The sequence below is a fragment of the Streptomyces actinomycinicus genome (genome assembly GCF_016741775.1).
Lineage (GTDB): Bacteria > Actinomycetota > Actinomycetes > Streptomycetales > Streptomycetaceae > Streptomyces > Streptomyces actinomycinicus.
On the sequence record NZ_JAERRK010000001.1, the window covers coordinates 717,161 to 730,787 of the forward strand.

Annotated in this window: 13 protein-coding genes; 7 read left to right on the forward strand and 6 right to left on the reverse strand. The window is 74.1% G+C overall.

The genetic code is table 11. From position 1 onward, the window contains the following. Positions 1–228: 228 nt before the first annotated feature. From JK359_RS03195 to JK359_RS03205, 3 genes are all read right to left on the reverse strand, one after another. Entirely contained in the window at positions 229–906 is a 678-nt protein-coding gene (locus JK359_RS03195; RefSeq protein WP_201831322.1) for an SCO2322 family protein, read from the reverse strand. Further along, the gene (locus JK359_RS03200) at positions 903–2,114 is read right to left on the reverse strand and encodes an SCO2321 family membrane protein (protein WP_201831687.1); all 1,212 of its coding nucleotides are present in this window, start codon (positions 2,112–2,114) and stop codon (positions 903–905) included. Before JK359_RS03200 ends, JK359_RS03195 begins: the two co-directional genes overlap by 4 nt. A gap of 422 nt (positions 2,115–2,536) precedes the next feature. Continuing rightward, positions 2,537–3,583 carry an ATP-grasp domain-containing protein gene (locus tag JK359_RS03205; protein ID WP_201831325.1) on the reverse strand — a complete coding sequence of 349 codons (1,047 nt, stop codon included), beginning with the start codon at positions 3,581–3,583 and terminating at the stop codon, positions 2,537–2,539. A gap of 251 nt (positions 3,584–3,834) precedes the next feature. On the opposite strand from JK359_RS03205, the gene JK359_RS03210 reads away from it, so the two are divergent. The 4 genes from JK359_RS03210 to JK359_RS03225 all read left to right on the forward strand — a co-directional run bounded on the left by JK359_RS03210 (position 3,835) and on the right by JK359_RS03225 (position 7,684). Then, the gene (locus tag JK359_RS03210; protein WP_201831327.1) at positions 3,835–4,428 is read left to right on the forward strand and encodes a helix-turn-helix domain-containing protein; all 594 of its coding nucleotides are present in this window, start codon (positions 3,835–3,837) and stop codon (positions 4,426–4,428) included. 166 nt (positions 4,429–4,594) lie between these two features. Then, positions 4,595–5,062, forward strand: coding sequence for a hypothetical protein (locus tag JK359_RS03215; protein ID WP_236677136.1), 468 nt, complete (start codon positions 4,595–4,597; stop codon positions 5,060–5,062). After that, positions 5,062–6,279: an MAB_1171c family putative transporter gene (locus JK359_RS03220; protein WP_201831332.1), complete on the forward strand. Its 1,218-nt coding sequence runs from the start codon at positions 5,062–5,064 to the stop codon at positions 6,277–6,279. Before JK359_RS03215 ends, JK359_RS03220 begins: the two co-directional genes overlap by 1 nt. Further along, on the forward strand, positions 6,272–7,684 hold the full coding sequence (locus JK359_RS03225; protein WP_201831336.1) for an FAD-dependent oxidoreductase: 1,413 nt from the start codon (positions 6,272–6,274) through the stop codon (positions 7,682–7,684). The genes JK359_RS03220 and JK359_RS03225 overlap by 8 nt, the downstream gene beginning before the upstream one ends. 62 nt (positions 7,685–7,746) lie before the next feature. Here the strand turns inward: JK359_RS03225 and JK359_RS03230 are convergent, their stop codons facing one another. Next, on the reverse strand, positions 7,747–8,778 hold the full coding sequence (locus tag JK359_RS03230; RefSeq protein WP_236677137.1) for a Strvi_7410 family MBL fold metallo-hydrolase: 1,032 nt from the start codon (positions 8,776–8,778) through the stop codon (positions 7,747–7,749). Positions 8,779–8,935: 157 nt separating this feature from the next. Beyond that, a complete protein-coding gene (locus tag JK359_RS03235) occupies positions 8,936–9,937 on the reverse strand; it encodes a beta-propeller domain-containing protein (RefSeq protein ID WP_201831338.1) in 1,002 nt (333 codons plus the stop codon). A 291-nt stretch (positions 9,938–10,228) separates the two neighbouring features. Here JK359_RS03235 and JK359_RS03240 point away from each other — a divergent pair, with 291 nt between their 5' ends. From JK359_RS03240 to JK359_RS03250, 3 genes are all read left to right on the forward strand, one after another. Next, positions 10,229–11,680 carry an aldehyde dehydrogenase gene (locus JK359_RS03240; RefSeq protein WP_201831340.1) on the forward strand — a complete coding sequence of 484 codons (1,452 nt, stop codon included), beginning with the start codon at positions 10,229–10,231 and terminating at the stop codon, positions 11,678–11,680. A 3-nt stretch (positions 11,681–11,683) separates the two neighbouring features. Next, positions 11,684–11,917, forward strand: coding sequence for a ferredoxin (locus JK359_RS03245; protein ID WP_201831341.1), 234 nt, complete (start codon positions 11,684–11,686; stop codon positions 11,915–11,917). 90 nt (positions 11,918–12,007) lie between these two features. Then, positions 12,008–12,427 carry a hypothetical protein gene (locus tag JK359_RS03250; protein ID WP_201831342.1) on the forward strand — a complete coding sequence of 140 codons (420 nt, stop codon included), beginning with the start codon at positions 12,008–12,010 and terminating at the stop codon, positions 12,425–12,427. Between the two features lie 494 nt (positions 12,428–12,921). Here JK359_RS03250 and JK359_RS03255 read toward each other — a convergent pair whose 3' ends face one another. Next, the gene (locus tag JK359_RS03255) at positions 12,922–13,545 is read right to left on the reverse strand and encodes a TetR family transcriptional regulator (protein ID WP_201831343.1); all 624 of its coding nucleotides are present in this window, start codon (positions 13,543–13,545) and stop codon (positions 12,922–12,924) included. Positions 13,546–13,627 lie beyond the last annotated feature (82 nt).

Here is a 13,627-nt window from a genome sequence, read left to right on the forward strand (position 1 = left end):
GACTGCCCGCAGCTACGCCGAGACGACCACCCACGGCGCGATTCAGCCTGCGCCGCCCGCAACCCCCCAGGGCCCCGGGGAACCGCGCGCCCGGCCACACCGCATCCGCATTCGCACGGCTGCCCGTACTCTCGGTGCGATTCAGCCTGCGCCGCCCGCATTTCCCCAGGGGCGCGGGGAACTGCGCGAGCGGCCACGCCGCACGCGCACTCGCACGACGGCCCGCAGTCAGCCCGTGTCATCGCGTCGCCGCCGTGCCTGCCACACCGCCGCCCCGGCCAGCGCGGCTACGACACCCGCGCCGATCGGCAGGCCCAGCGAGGGCCCGCTGCCGGAACTGCTGCCGGATCCGCCGGACTTGCCGGAGCCGGCGGTGTTCCCGGGCCCGGCGGAGCCGCCCTTGGCGGAGACCTGCTCTCCGCAGCCCTTCTCCGGGTACCCGGCGATCGCGCACAGCAGGGCATCGCTGTCGTACCGCAGCGGCTTGGCCACAGCGGCCAGCGCCTCCGCGGTGGTCGCGTCGCCGGACACCCGCGCGCACGCCGTCCGCCGCCCCGGCGGCCTCTCCCCGGACGGCGCATCCGCCGCCGTACCGAAGTCGAGGACCAGAGCGACCCGCTTCGTACCGGACTTCGCGGGCGTACGCCCGCAGATCGTGCCGAAGTCCGCCGCGCCGCGCGGCCGGCTAGCGTCCGCGGAGTCCGCGCTCACCGCGAACCGGAAGCCCTGCACGGCACCGTCGTCGGGGCGGACGGCCGAGGGACCCTGCGTGGCGTACGTCCACTCGCCCCCGGTGCGCTCCCAGAACGACCAGTAGCGGTACCCGGTGGCACCCGCCCGCCCCGCGGAGCCGAGCAGCAGCAGCGCGGCGGCGAGCACCGGCACGGCACGGCGGACGGCGGTCACGGCTGCCGCTTCTTCCGGCCGCTGAGCAGGAAACCGATGCCGACGCCGGCGACGAGACCGACACCGACGATCCACCAGACGCTCGTGCCGGAGTCGGCGTCCTCCGACTCCGTCCGCCGCTCCTCCGCCCCGGCCGCCTTGCCGGACCGCGGGGCCGGACCCGTCGCGCCGAGCAGGGCGACCAGGTCCCGGCCGCCGAAGTGCCGCGGGTCGGCCCCCGCGGCGTCGGCCGCGAGGATCAGCTGGGCGTAGGCCGCCGGACCGCTCTTCTCGGCCCAGCCCGCGGAGTTCTTCTCCAGCCACTTCAGGGGCCCCTGCGCCGCCGCGGAACCGTTCTGCACGGCGAGTGCGACGACGGCGTCCGCCGTGTTGCCGTAGTCGGGCTGGTCCTTGGCGCCGGGCAGGACGGACGTCAGGTAGCCGTCCTTCGCGACCGCCTTCGCCAGGTACGCCGCGCCGTTGGCCGCCGCCCGCTCCGGGCCCGGAGAGGAATCGGTGCAGGCGGCCGCCGACTTGGCACCGGCCTTCGCCGACACCATGCCCATGCCCCGCGCGCCGACCACGGCCGCCGCCGTCGCGTCCGCGTTGGCCGCCAACTCGCCCTTCTTGTCCGGCTGGAAGGCGAAGGCACCCCCCTTGTCGCACGGCAGCGCGAGCTTCAGCAGGGCGTCGTAGGGCGACTTGCCGGCCTTCAGGACCTTCCCGGGGCCGTCCCCGGCGGCGGCGAGCGCGCCGATCACGACGGACGTCGAGTTCGCGTCGCTGGCCCCGCCGGGGGCGTAGCCCCAGCCGCCGTCCTTGTTCTGCACGGACTTCAGCCAGGACACCGCCTTGCCGACCTCGGCGTCGTGGTCGCCGAGCGCGGACAGGGCCTGGGCGGCGACGGCCGTGCTGTTGGTGTCGACCATCAGCTTCGTGTCGCAGGCCTTGCCGGGCTCGGCGCGGAACGCGGCGAACGCCCCGCTCGCACACTGCTGTCCGGCCAGCCAGTCCACGGCCTTCGTCGCGGGCTCGACACCGGACCGGTGCTGCGCCAGCAGCGCCAGGGACTGCCGCCAGACGCCGTCGTACTTCGGGTCGGCGGTGCCGTAGAGGCCGGAGGGCAGGGCCTGCGACGGCTCGGGGGACGGGGACGCGGCCACGGCGGGCGCGGCGGCGGCCAGCACGCCCACGGCGGCGAGGGCCGCGGCACTGCGGCGTACGTTCATGGTCGGCGACTGCCTCTCCTGCGAGGAGCCGGGCAGCGCAGGGGGACACCCGCGCGGCTCGGCTCCGTGGATCTCGACGGTGCCGTGCGCGGCGGGCTGCCGACGCACGCGAGCCGGTCAACGTCCCGTCCGGGTCGGTCCGGCTCACCGCCTTCGTCTCGGCGGTGTACGGATCAGGTCTTCCCTGCCCGGGTGGGACCGAGGACTCCGGGAAGGGGCTGCGCCGGAATTGCACCGGCTTCCCCCCGTACGGGTGTGATGACGACCCCGCCACTTTACCGGCCGCCCCGAGCGGGCCGGGGGGTGGCCGTGCGCACACCGCGCCGGTGACCGGGATCACGGCCGCCGCGCCCACCGGGAGCCGGCGAGGAGAGGACCGGCCCAGACCCCCTGCGTGCCGGCTCGGCCGCGTGCGGGCCGGCTCAGGCCGCGTACGTGCCGGCCGTCGGGGTCACCGCCGCGCTCAGGTGGCGGGCCATGCGGCGCAGCGCCTCCTCGCACTCCGGGATGTCCTCGCCCGTCACCACCCAGTGCGCGAGCCGGTCGGTGACGTCCCCGTGCGGGGCCGCCGTCACCGGGTCCCCGGCCCGCCGGGTGAGGACCATCCGTTCGGCGGCCGGCTCCTGCGCGGCGGCCGGGTCCAGGTGCAGATGGGTCAGGCGGCCCGTCGCGGCCGGGTAGGCGAACTGCACGGCGGCGGCCCGCTGCCGGGTCGGGGTCAGTTCCGGCGGCCGGCCGGTGGCCAGCGCGACGGCGGCCCGGGCGAGGTCGACACCGGTCGCCCGCTGCACCAGCAGCGGGATCAGATCGCCGGCCAGGAACGGGGTCACGTCCGTGACCCGCGGGCCGCGGTCGGTCAGCCGCAGCGTGAGGTGCGCGACCGTGTGGGCGAGCCCGAGCGCCCGGACCGTCCGCTCGACGCACTGGCGCAGGAACCGGTTGTGCAGCAGCCCGTCGTGCGCGTGGACGCAGTGCCGCAACGCGCTGCGGGCCGGGGCCGGCCCCGTCGTCGTACGGGTCAGCGCGACGATGCGGACCTCGTCGTCCAGGACGACGGTCTCGGCGGACACCAGTGGCCCCGCCGCGTCCTCGGGGTCGCTGGGCGCCACCCGGTGCCGCAGCAACAGGGTCCGTAACGCGACCGGGTCGGCGCAGGCCGCCGCCGTCTCGTACGGCAGGCCCGGCGTCCCCAGCAGCCCGGCGACCCGCGCGGCGCAGCCCAGGTGCTCCGCGGACCAGGTCAGCACCCCGTCGACCGGGCGTCCGGCCGCGTACCGCGCCACCGCCTCGGCCGTCTCCGTCTCCCGGGCCGGGTCGGCCGCGAGATGGCCGCTCAGGTACGGGCGCGCCCAGGCCGGCGGATCGGGGTCGACCAGGACCACCGGGCGGACCGCGGCGATCCGCGCCAGCGGGAACTCGCCGCAGGTGCCCCGGCGGCCGGCCCCGAGGAGGAGGACGGGCTGCGCCATGGATGCCTGCACCTTCCTCGGGGGGAAGGCGGGCAAGAAACACCCCGGATGCCGCTCCCCCATAGGCGGCACCCGGGGCGGGTCAGATCTTGCTCTCTGTGCGGTGATCCTCACCCACCGCGCCCTCAACTGTCAACGATTGCTGCGTAATTGCGCAGGCGCCGTTGTCACGTCTGGTCGCCGAACGGGCGACCGGGTAGCCTCGCGTCAGCCCAGCCGCCGAACGGACGACACGCCCAGGGGGGACCTCGGTGAGTGACGCCTACTCCTCGCTGGCCGATGTCCTGGACCGGCTCGGCGAGTTGACCGGCAGGCCCGGCCGCCTGCCGGAGGCCCTGGACGTGGCCGGCCTCTCCTACCGCACCGGAGTGCCCGTCGGCACCGTCGTGGAACTGCTCTCCGGCGGCCGGGCCCCCGAGGCCTGCCTGAGCCAGCGGGTGCGCCAGCGACTGGACTTCATCCGGGAGAGCAGGCGCCGTCCCGACGGCAAGCGGTACTCGCTGGACGAGCTGGCCCGGATCGCCGGAACCAGCCGGCAGTGGCTGAGCGAGTGGCGCAAGAGCGGCATGCCGAGCCTGGAGCACGCCGACCGGCTGCGCCGCTTCTTCGGCCTGCCCGCGGGCTTCTTCACCGCGGACGAACCTGAGGCCCTGCACGAAGCCCTGCAGCCGGTGCTGCAGAGCCTGGAGGCGGAGGCGGACCCGCTGCTGCGGCTGCGCGAGAGCGGACTCGTCCGGCTCGCCGCCCGCGCCCCGCAGATGAACGCCCGTCAGCTCGCCACCCTGGCCGACCTCGCCGAGATGATCATCTCCTCGGAACGGGTGAAGGACAGCGGGCGTGCCTGAACCGACCGGCTCCACGCCCCCCGCATCCGGCAGGTCCGCGAAGTACCCGCGGTTAACGGCGTCCTCGAGATCACCGAGGTCCCCCAAGCGCTTCCTCGACCAGCTGGTCCGGGACACCGTCCGCGCCCTCACCCCGCCGACCGGCCCGGAGGCGTTCCTGCACGCGTTGTGCGACACGCTCAGCCCGCAGCTGGACCGCCCGGTCCGGCTGAAGTTCGTCGCCTTCCCGCCCGGCCTGGACGTCTCCGGGATCACCCTCGCCCGGGACGAGGACTACATCGTCGTGGTCGAGGACCGGGCCCCGGACACGCACAAGTTCGTCATCGCCGGGCACGAGATCGGCCACATCCACTACGGCACGCTCGACGTGCACTACCCGTCCGGGCTGCCGGCCGCCGCCCGCCGGCTGCTGTCCCGGGACGAGGACGACATCCCCTGGGGCCGGGTCGTCGCCATGGCCACCCGGTCGCCCGCCGCGGCGGCGGCCGCCGCCGAGTGGGAGGCCGAGGAGTGCGGGCTGCGGCTGGCGGCCAAGTTCTCCAAGGTCGTCGGGCCGGGCGCGGCCGGCCGCGTGACCCAGGACACCCTCACCGACCGGCTGTCCTCCTCGCTGGGCAACATCGGCGGGCCCTGATGAACTGGGACATCGCCGGCTGCTTCGCCGCCTACGCCGTCCCGGCCGGCCTGCTCGCCGTGGCCTTCGTGATCAAACTCCCGGTGCTGCGGCGCGCCTGGCAGGACCCGATCCTGCGGGCCACCGCCCTGCTGCTCGGCATCGGTGCGATCGTCTTCGCCTCGCTGCCGCCCGCCAACCTGCACCGCATCAACCAGCTCGCCGGCATCCCCAACTTCGCCGGTCTGTGGGTCTATTCGCTGCTGACCGCCTACTGCGGCGCCTGCCTGTGGCTCATCATCACCTGGCGCGACCCGCCGTCCGCCGTCCGCCGCCGCAACACGCGGCTGGTCTGGATGACGTACGGCATCATCATCGTCGGCCTGTGGGCGACGTTCCTGCTCGGCGACCACCACGTGGAGCGGCTGCGCGACCTCGACACCTACTACGCCGACACGCCCTGGATGCGCGAGTTCGTCCTGCTCTACCTGTGCGCCCACCTGGTGTCCGCACTGATCGCGGCCGGCATGCTATGGACCTGGTACCGCAAGGTCGAGGACACCTGGCTGCGCCGGGCGGTGATCTTCCTGCAGGAGGCCTACGCCCTCGGCCTCCTCTTCGACCTGGGCAAGCTCACCGCGATCGGCGCCCGGTGGAGCGGCCGGGACTGGGACTGGCTGTCCACGTACGCCGCCCCGCCCTTCGCCATCGCCGAGGCCGGCCTGGTGGCCGTGGCCTTCATCGCCGGGCAGGCCGGGCCGCTGGTGGCGGAGCGCCGGCGGCTGGTGGGCTCCTACCGGCGCCTGAAACCGCTGTGGCAGACCATGCTGACCGTCACCGCACCGTCGGCCCCCGCGACCGGCCGGGTCAGCGGTGCCGCCCTCCGCCTCGAACTGCGCCGGGCCGCCATCAACGACGGCCTGCTCAAACTGGCCCCGCACCTCAGCGGAGCCCGGCGCGAACGGGTCGGGAAGGCGGCACTGGCCGTGGGCTACCCGGACTGCGTCGCGCGGGGCATCGCCGGCGCGGTGGACGTCCTCATCGCGGCGGCGGCGCTGCACACACCCGGCGAGCCGCACGGTGAGCCGCACGGTGAGCCGCCGGCCGGGGACCCCGGGTTCGCCTCCGACCCCGGCGAACTGGAGTCGGTCGCCCACGCGTTGCGGTTCCACGCAGCCGCCATCGAAAGGTTCCGCCGGCAGGCGGTCGCCACGGAAGGTGTCACCTCACATGCCTGACATACCCACCGCCCGCCGCACCGCGCTCGTCATCGGCGGCAGCACGGCCGGCATGCTCGCCGCGTCCGTGCTCGCCGGCCGCTTCCACGAGGTGACGATCGTGGAGGCCGACCGGCTGCCGGCGGGCCCGGAGCCGCGCAAGGGCCTGCCCCAGGCCCGGCACGCGCATCTGCTCTGGTCCGGTGGGGTGGCCGCGCTCGAGGAACTGCTGCCGGGCATCACCGGGGAGCTGACCGGCCGGGGCGCGGGACTCATCGGGGTGATGTCCGACCTGGTCAGCAAGGCGCCCTCCGGACAGTGGTTCCGGCGGTTCACCGACTCCCGGCACCACATGATCGTGTGCAGCCGGGACCTGCTGGACGCGGTGATCCGTGCGGACGTCCTCGCCCGGCGCCGGATCACCCTGCTCGACGGCACCCGGGTGGCGGGCCTGACCGGCGACCGGAACCGGGTGACCGGCGTCCGGGTCCCCTCCGGCACCGGCGGGCAGCTCACCACCCTCCACGCCGACCTGGTGATCGACGCGAGCGGACGCGGCTCCCAGGCGGACAACTGGCTGCGGGCGCTGGGCCACGCCCCGGTCGAGGAACGCGTGGTGGACGCCGGCGTCGCCTACGCCAGCCGCATCTACGCGGCCCCCGACGGCACGGCCGGCCTGCGCTACCCCGTGGTCAACGTGCAGGCCGACCCGCGGGACGCACCCGGCCGCGGCGGGGTCGTCGTACCGATCGAGGGCGACCGCTGGCTGGTCACGCTCTCCGGTACGCGCGGCGGACAGCCGACCGCCGACCCCGACGCGTTCGAGCACTTCGCGCTCACCGGCCTCAAGGACCCGGTCATCGGCCACCTCCTCGCCGGGGCCAAGCCGCTGACCGACCCGGTGACCACCCGCAGCACGGCCAACCGGCGCCGCTACTACGAGAAGGCCGAGACCTGGCCGGCGGGCTTCGCCGTCCTCGGGGACGCCGTCGCCGGCTACAACCCCGTCTACGGGCACGGGCTGTCGGTGGCCGCGCAGAGCGTCATCGCCCTCGGCCGGGTCCTCGACCGGTACGGCCCCACCGCGCCCGGCACCGCCCGCCGCATCCAGCGCGCGGTGGCCCGGCCGGTCGGCAACGCGTGGAACCTCGCGGTCGGCCAGGACGCCTCCTACCCGGGGGCCGCGCCCCAGCCGCCGACCTTCGTCGAGCGTCTCCTCACCGCCTACGTCGACAAGGCCGTGGCCGCCGGCTCCGAGAACCCGCACGCCCTGCGGGGCCTGCTGGACGTGATGAGCCTGAAGACCGCGCCGCCGCGCCTGTTCGCCCCCGACATGCTCTGGCACATCGCCTTCGGCCCCCGCACGGGCCCCCTGCCCGGCCCACCGCTGACGGAGAGCGAACGAGAGGCGGCAGGGCTGCGCTGACGACGCGTACGGCGGCGGGGCTTGAGGGCCGAGGCCGGTGCCGGCCGCGGGGAGCGGGCGGGTCAGGCCGCCACGTAGGTCACCGGCTCGCTGCCGGCCACCGGCTCCGCACGGCCCTGCTTCACCAGGCGGCGGAGATGGGACTCGGCCTCCGACACGGCGATGTTCCGGGAACCGTAGGGGATCTCGGCCCAGGGGCGGTTCCACTCCATGCGCTCGGCGAGCTGCCACGGGGTGAGGGGCTCGGCGAGGAGGGCGAGGAGGCCGGCCAGCCGGCTCGCGTGGTGACCGAGCAGCTCCCGCACCCGGCCGGCGGCGTCGGAGAAGGCGTACTGGTGGGCCGGGAGGACCTCGGCCGGGGCGAGGCGCGCGACCCGCTCCAGGGAGTCGAGGTAGTCGCCGAGGGGATCGGTGACGGTCGCGTCGTCGGGATCCTCGTACAGACCGATGTGCGGGGTGATCCCGGGCAGCAGATGATCCCCGCTGAACAGTCGTCCCCGCCCCGCCGGTCCCCCCGGGTGCTCCTCCTCCAGGTGCAGGCAGACGTGGCCGGGCGTGTGGCCCGGGGTCCAGATCGCGCGCAGCCGGCGGCCGGGCAGGTCCAGCAGTTCGCCCGGCACGATCTCGCGGTCCGGCAGGGCGGGGGAGAGCCCGGGCAGGGTACGGCGGCCACGGGCCGCGCGCAGCGGGGCGACGTGCGCCTCGGGCGCCCCGGCCGCGGCCAGCTTGGCGGCCATGTACGCGTACCACCGCTCGGGCCGGGTCTCCCGCGCCCTGCGCACGATCGCCGCGTCGGCCGCGTGCAGCGCCACCCAGGCACCGGAGGCCTCACGCACCTGCGCGGACAGCCCGTGGTGGTCGGGGTGGTGGTGGGTGACCACGACGCCGTACACGTCGTGCACCGTCGTACCGCATGCCGTGAGTCCCGCCGCGAGGGTGTCCCACGACGCGGGGTCGTCCCAGCCGGTGTCCACCAGCACGGGCCCCCGGTCGGTGTCCACGACGTACACCAGCGTGTACCCGAGGGGGTTGTCCGGGATCGGGACCCGCACCGACCGCACGCCCCCGCCGTGATCGAACGTCTCCGCCACCATCGGTGCCCCGCCCCCTCCGCCCACGACCGCCGCCCACTATAACTAGAACTGGTTCCAGATCAGAGGGGTCTGCGGCCCGATGTGACGGGGCGCGTGCCGGCCGGCCGGGAGGCGGCCGGCGCGGGCCGGGGTCGTGGAGCCGGTGGCGCGGGCGGGATCAGGGGCGCCAGTCCGCCTCCAGGTCGTGGGAGTCGGTCTTGGTGAGCTGCTTCAGGCCGGTGCCGTCGGCGCGTACCAGGAAGAGGTGTTCGGGGTCCGCGTCGTCGCTGCCGCCCCGGGTGAAGACCAGGCGGCTGCCGTCCGGGGACCACGAGGGGTACTTGTCGTTGAGGCGGGCCGAGGTGATCCGGTGCACGCCGGAGCCGTCGGGGCGCACGAGGTAGAGGTGGGCGAAACCCGAGGCGTCCACGCGGCTGAAGGCGATCCGGCCGGTACGCGACCAGTCGGGGGTCCAGTCGTGGGATCCGGCCGGGGTGACCGCCTTCTCGGCCAGCGTGGAGAGCCGGATCCGCATCACCCTGCTGTGCCCGGCCGCGTCCGCGCGGTTGAAGGCCAGATACGTGCCGTCCGGGGACCACGTCGGGTGGAGGTCGTCAGCCGTGGTGTGGGTGAGCCGCTTGGCGGGGGTGCCGTCGACGTCGGCGACGTAGATCTCGCGCTGGGTGCCGACCGGCCTGGCGTAGGCGAGCCGCTTGCCGTCCGGGGACCACGCCGGGTCGGAGGCGCCCTTGGTGCCGGGGACGGCCTTCAGGCCGGCGCCCGTGGTCTTCATGGTCCAGATGCCGTCGATGGCACCACCGGAGCCGTAACGGACGAACGCCACCCGCTTGCCGTCCGGTGACCAACTGGGCATCACGTCGCTGACGGTGGGGGTGTGGGTGAGTTCGACGGGGGTGCCGCCGGAGGGTGAGACGGCGTACAGGTCCTCGATGGACGCCGTCGCGGTGTAGCGGGCGAAGACGATGGAGTGGTCCGCCGCCGCCGCCCCCGCGTCCCCTGCGGCGCCCAGTGTCAGGGGCACGGTCACGGCGAGTGCGGCGGCGGCCACCACCGCCCGGCGGCGCCCCGCCGTCCCCCTCCCGCCGGCCCTGCCGGTTCTCCGGGCCTTCCCGTCGGTTCTGCCGTCGTCGGTGCGCTGTCGATGCGTCAAGGTGTCCACCCGATCCCTCCCTACGGCCCGCCGTGGGCCGCACCGGCTGGAAACATCCCACCCGACGGACGCCACGGGAAGCGCCGTGCGCCTGCGGTGCGAGCCCTGTGACACGTTCCGTACACCGCTGTCACACGGGGCGGCACCGAACGCCCGGACGCTGCGCCGCACACGACTCGAGAGCGGAGTCGCCCCGACATCGGACTCCGGGTATGGCCTAGTCGAAGTAGAACTGGTATCAGTTCTGAAACAGCGTCAGAAACGACGGATGCGGTGCCGTTCGGTGGGAGGCAGTCGGTCATGACCGGGCTCGTGGAACACGGACAGCTGTTTATCGGCGGGGAGTTGACCGACCCACTGGGCCGGGACGTCATCGAGGTGGTCTCTCCGCACACCGAGGAGGTCATCGGCCGGGTGCCGCACGCCTCCCGGGGGGACGTCGACCGCGCCGTGGCCGTCGCGCGCCGCGCCTTCGACGAGGGCCCCTGGCCACGCGCCACGCTCGAGGAGCGCATCGAGGTCGTCACCCGCATCAAGGACGGCATCGCGGCCCGGCACGAGGAGATCGCCCGCGTGATCTCCTCCGAGAACGGCTCCCCTTACTCCTGGAGCGTCCTGGCCCAGGCGCTCGGCGCGATGATGGTGTGGGACGCGGCGATCAAGGTCGCCCGCGACCACCCGTACGAGGAGCGGCGGGACGGCGTGCTCGGCCCGATCCTCGTCCGCCGGGAACCCGTCGGTGTGGTGGCCGCCGTGGTCCCCTGGAACGTCCCGCAGTTCGTCGCCGCCGCCAAGCTCGCGCCGGCACTGCTGACGGGCTGCACGGTGGTGCTCAAGCCGTCCCCCGAGTCCCCGCTGGACGCCTACCTGCTGGGCGAGATCGCGCGCGAGGCCGGTCTGCCCAAGGGCGTGCTCTCCATCCTCCCCGCCGACCGCGAGGTCAGCGAGTACCTGGTCGGCCACCCCGGCATCGACAAGGTCGCCTTCACCGGCTCGGTGGCGGCCGGCCGGCGCGTGATGGAGGTCGCCGCCCGCAACCTCACCCGGGTCACCCTGGAACTGGGCGGCAAGTCGGCGGCGGTCGTACTGCCGGACGCCGACGCGCAGACCGCGGTGTCGGGCATCGTCCCGGCGGCCTGGATGAACAACGGCCAGGCCTGTGTGGCCCAGACCCGCATCCTCGTCCCGCGCGCCCGCTACGACGAGTTCGCCGACGCCTTCGCCCAGGCGGCGAGCGCCCTGAAGGTCGGCGACCCGCTGGACCCGGCGACACAGGTGGGCCCCCTGGTCGCCGAACGCCAGCAGCGGCGCAGCCTCGACTACATCCGCATCGGCCAGGAGGAGGGCGCCAAGATCCTCACCGGGGGCGGCCGCCCCGCCGGCCTGGAGAAGGGCTGGTACGTCGAACCGACCCTCTTCGGCGACGTCGACAACTCCATGCGCATCGCCCGCGAGGAGATCTTCGGCCCGGTCATCTGCCTCCTGCCCTACACCGACGAGCAGGACGCGGTCCGGATCGCCGACGACTCCGACTACGGCCTGTCCGGCAGCGTCTGGACGGCGGACGTCGAACACGGCATCGACATCGCCCGCCGGATCCGCACCGGCACCTACTCCGTCAACACCTTCAGCCTGGACATGCTGGGCCCGTTCGGCGGCTACAAGAACTCCGGCCTGGGGCGGGAGTTCGGGCCGGAAGGGTACGGCGAGTACCTCGAGCACAAGATGATCCACCTTCCGGCGGGGGCGTAGCCCATGGGCGACCGCTGGCACATCGAGGTCGACCGCTCGGTCTGCATCGGCTCGGCCCAGTGCCTCCACCACGCCCCGGCCGGCTTCCGCCTCGACCACGCCCGCCAGTCCCACCCGCTCGAACCCGACACCGACGCGAGCGAACAGGTCCTGGCGGCGGCCGAGAGCTGCCCCGTGGAGGCGATCGTCATCACCCTGCTGGGCAGCGGGGAGGCGGTGTTCCCGCCCGAGGAGTAGCGGCGCCCCGCCGCGGGGTACGCTCCTGCGGTTCGCGGTGAGCGGGAGGTCGTCTGGATCGACCGGCTGTGCCCCATCCGCGGCCGGGTCATGAACGTGCCGGGCAGTGCCGGCCGGCGGTTCGGGGAGATCGTCGTGCACGACGGCGAACCCAGGGGCCACCGGGTCGTCGACGGCCGTGAGTACCCGGTCTTCGACGAACTCCTCCTCTTCGAGGCCTCGGGCGTGCCCACGCTCGCGGTGACGGTGAACGCGGGCGCGGCCGAGGACGTCGAGGCGCTGGTCGACCTGTTCTCGGGTCACGACTACCGCGCCGAGCCCGCGAGCAGCTTCGAGCTGATGTGCTCCTGCTGCAGCGAGGGCACGGTGGAACGCGAGCGCAGCACCCACGGAGGCACGCAGCAGGTGCTGCTCGCCGCCCCGGAGGAAGAGGCCCGCCGCCTGCTGGCGGAGTGGGCCGCCGGGACGGGCCCGGACCGCAGCTGGAGCGGGCTGGAGACCCTCGCCTGAGGGCGTCCGCGGCGCGGTTCGGCCGCTCGCCCGGGGGCGTCCGCCGAGCGGACCGGCCCGGCCGGGACAGGGTGTTGCCAAATGGTGCTAAATGGTGGGTTCCGTCCCCGGTGGGGGATTTATCCTAGAGGAAGCCTACGAGGCGAGTGAGGGAGTCCGACCGCAGTAGCCGACTCAGGCGAGACGCAGAAGCATCCGCCCGGGCCGACAGCGACGGTAGGGCTGAGAGGCTGAAAGGCAGCAGTCAGGCCGGACAGCGACCCCCATCACCTGATCCGGACCATACCGGCGAAGGGAACCCGTCTCGTAGGTCTTTCCTTGCGTGGCCCCGGTGCGCCGTCTTCAGTGCCCGGCCTTCGGCGCCCGGCTTTCAGTGCCCGGCCTCAGCGCCCGCCGTCCGTGCGTGATCTTTCAGCGCCCGGCCTTTCAGCGCCCGCCGTCCGTGCGTGATCTTTCAGCGCGTGATCTTCAGGGGCGGTCCTCAGGGGCGGTCCTCAGCGTGCCGGGCGTCCCGGTTCCGTCAGGTCGATCAGCCGGCACACCGTCTCGATGTCGATCTTCACCTGGGCGATGGAGGCCCGGCCCGACAGCCAGGTGATGAGGGCCGAGTGCCAGGTGTGCTCGATGACCCGGACCGCGGAGAGCTGCTCGGGGGTCGGGTCGGGCTGCCCCATCGCGTCCAGGATGATCGCCGTCGTCTGCCGGGAGACCTGGTCCACCTCGGGCGAGACGCTGCGGTCGGCGAAGGTGAGGGCGCGGACCATCGCGTCGGCCAGATGCGGCTCGCGCTGCAGCGCGCGGAAGGCCCGCATCAGCGTCTCGGCGACACGCCCGGCGGCCGTGTCCCCGGCGGGCGGCTTCTTGCGCAGCGTGCCGTGCATGTGCTCCAGCTGGTCCTGCATGGTGGCCACCAGCAGGTGCACCTTGGACGGGAAGTACCGGTAGAGCGTGCCGAGGGCGACCTGCGAGGACTCGGCGACCTCACGCATCTGCACGGCGTCGAAACCGCCCCGGCTGGCCAGCTGCGCGCTGGCGTGCAGGATCCTGCGTCGGCGGGCCTCCTGCCGCTCGGTGAGCGGGGGCGAGGCAGGACGCGAAGTGCTGGCTTCCGCAGGCATGGGTCCCGTTCCGTGACAGTCGGTGAGGGCGTCTGTAGGGCTCGTGATCAGACAGCATGGCAGGGCCGCGCGCCGTGGCGCG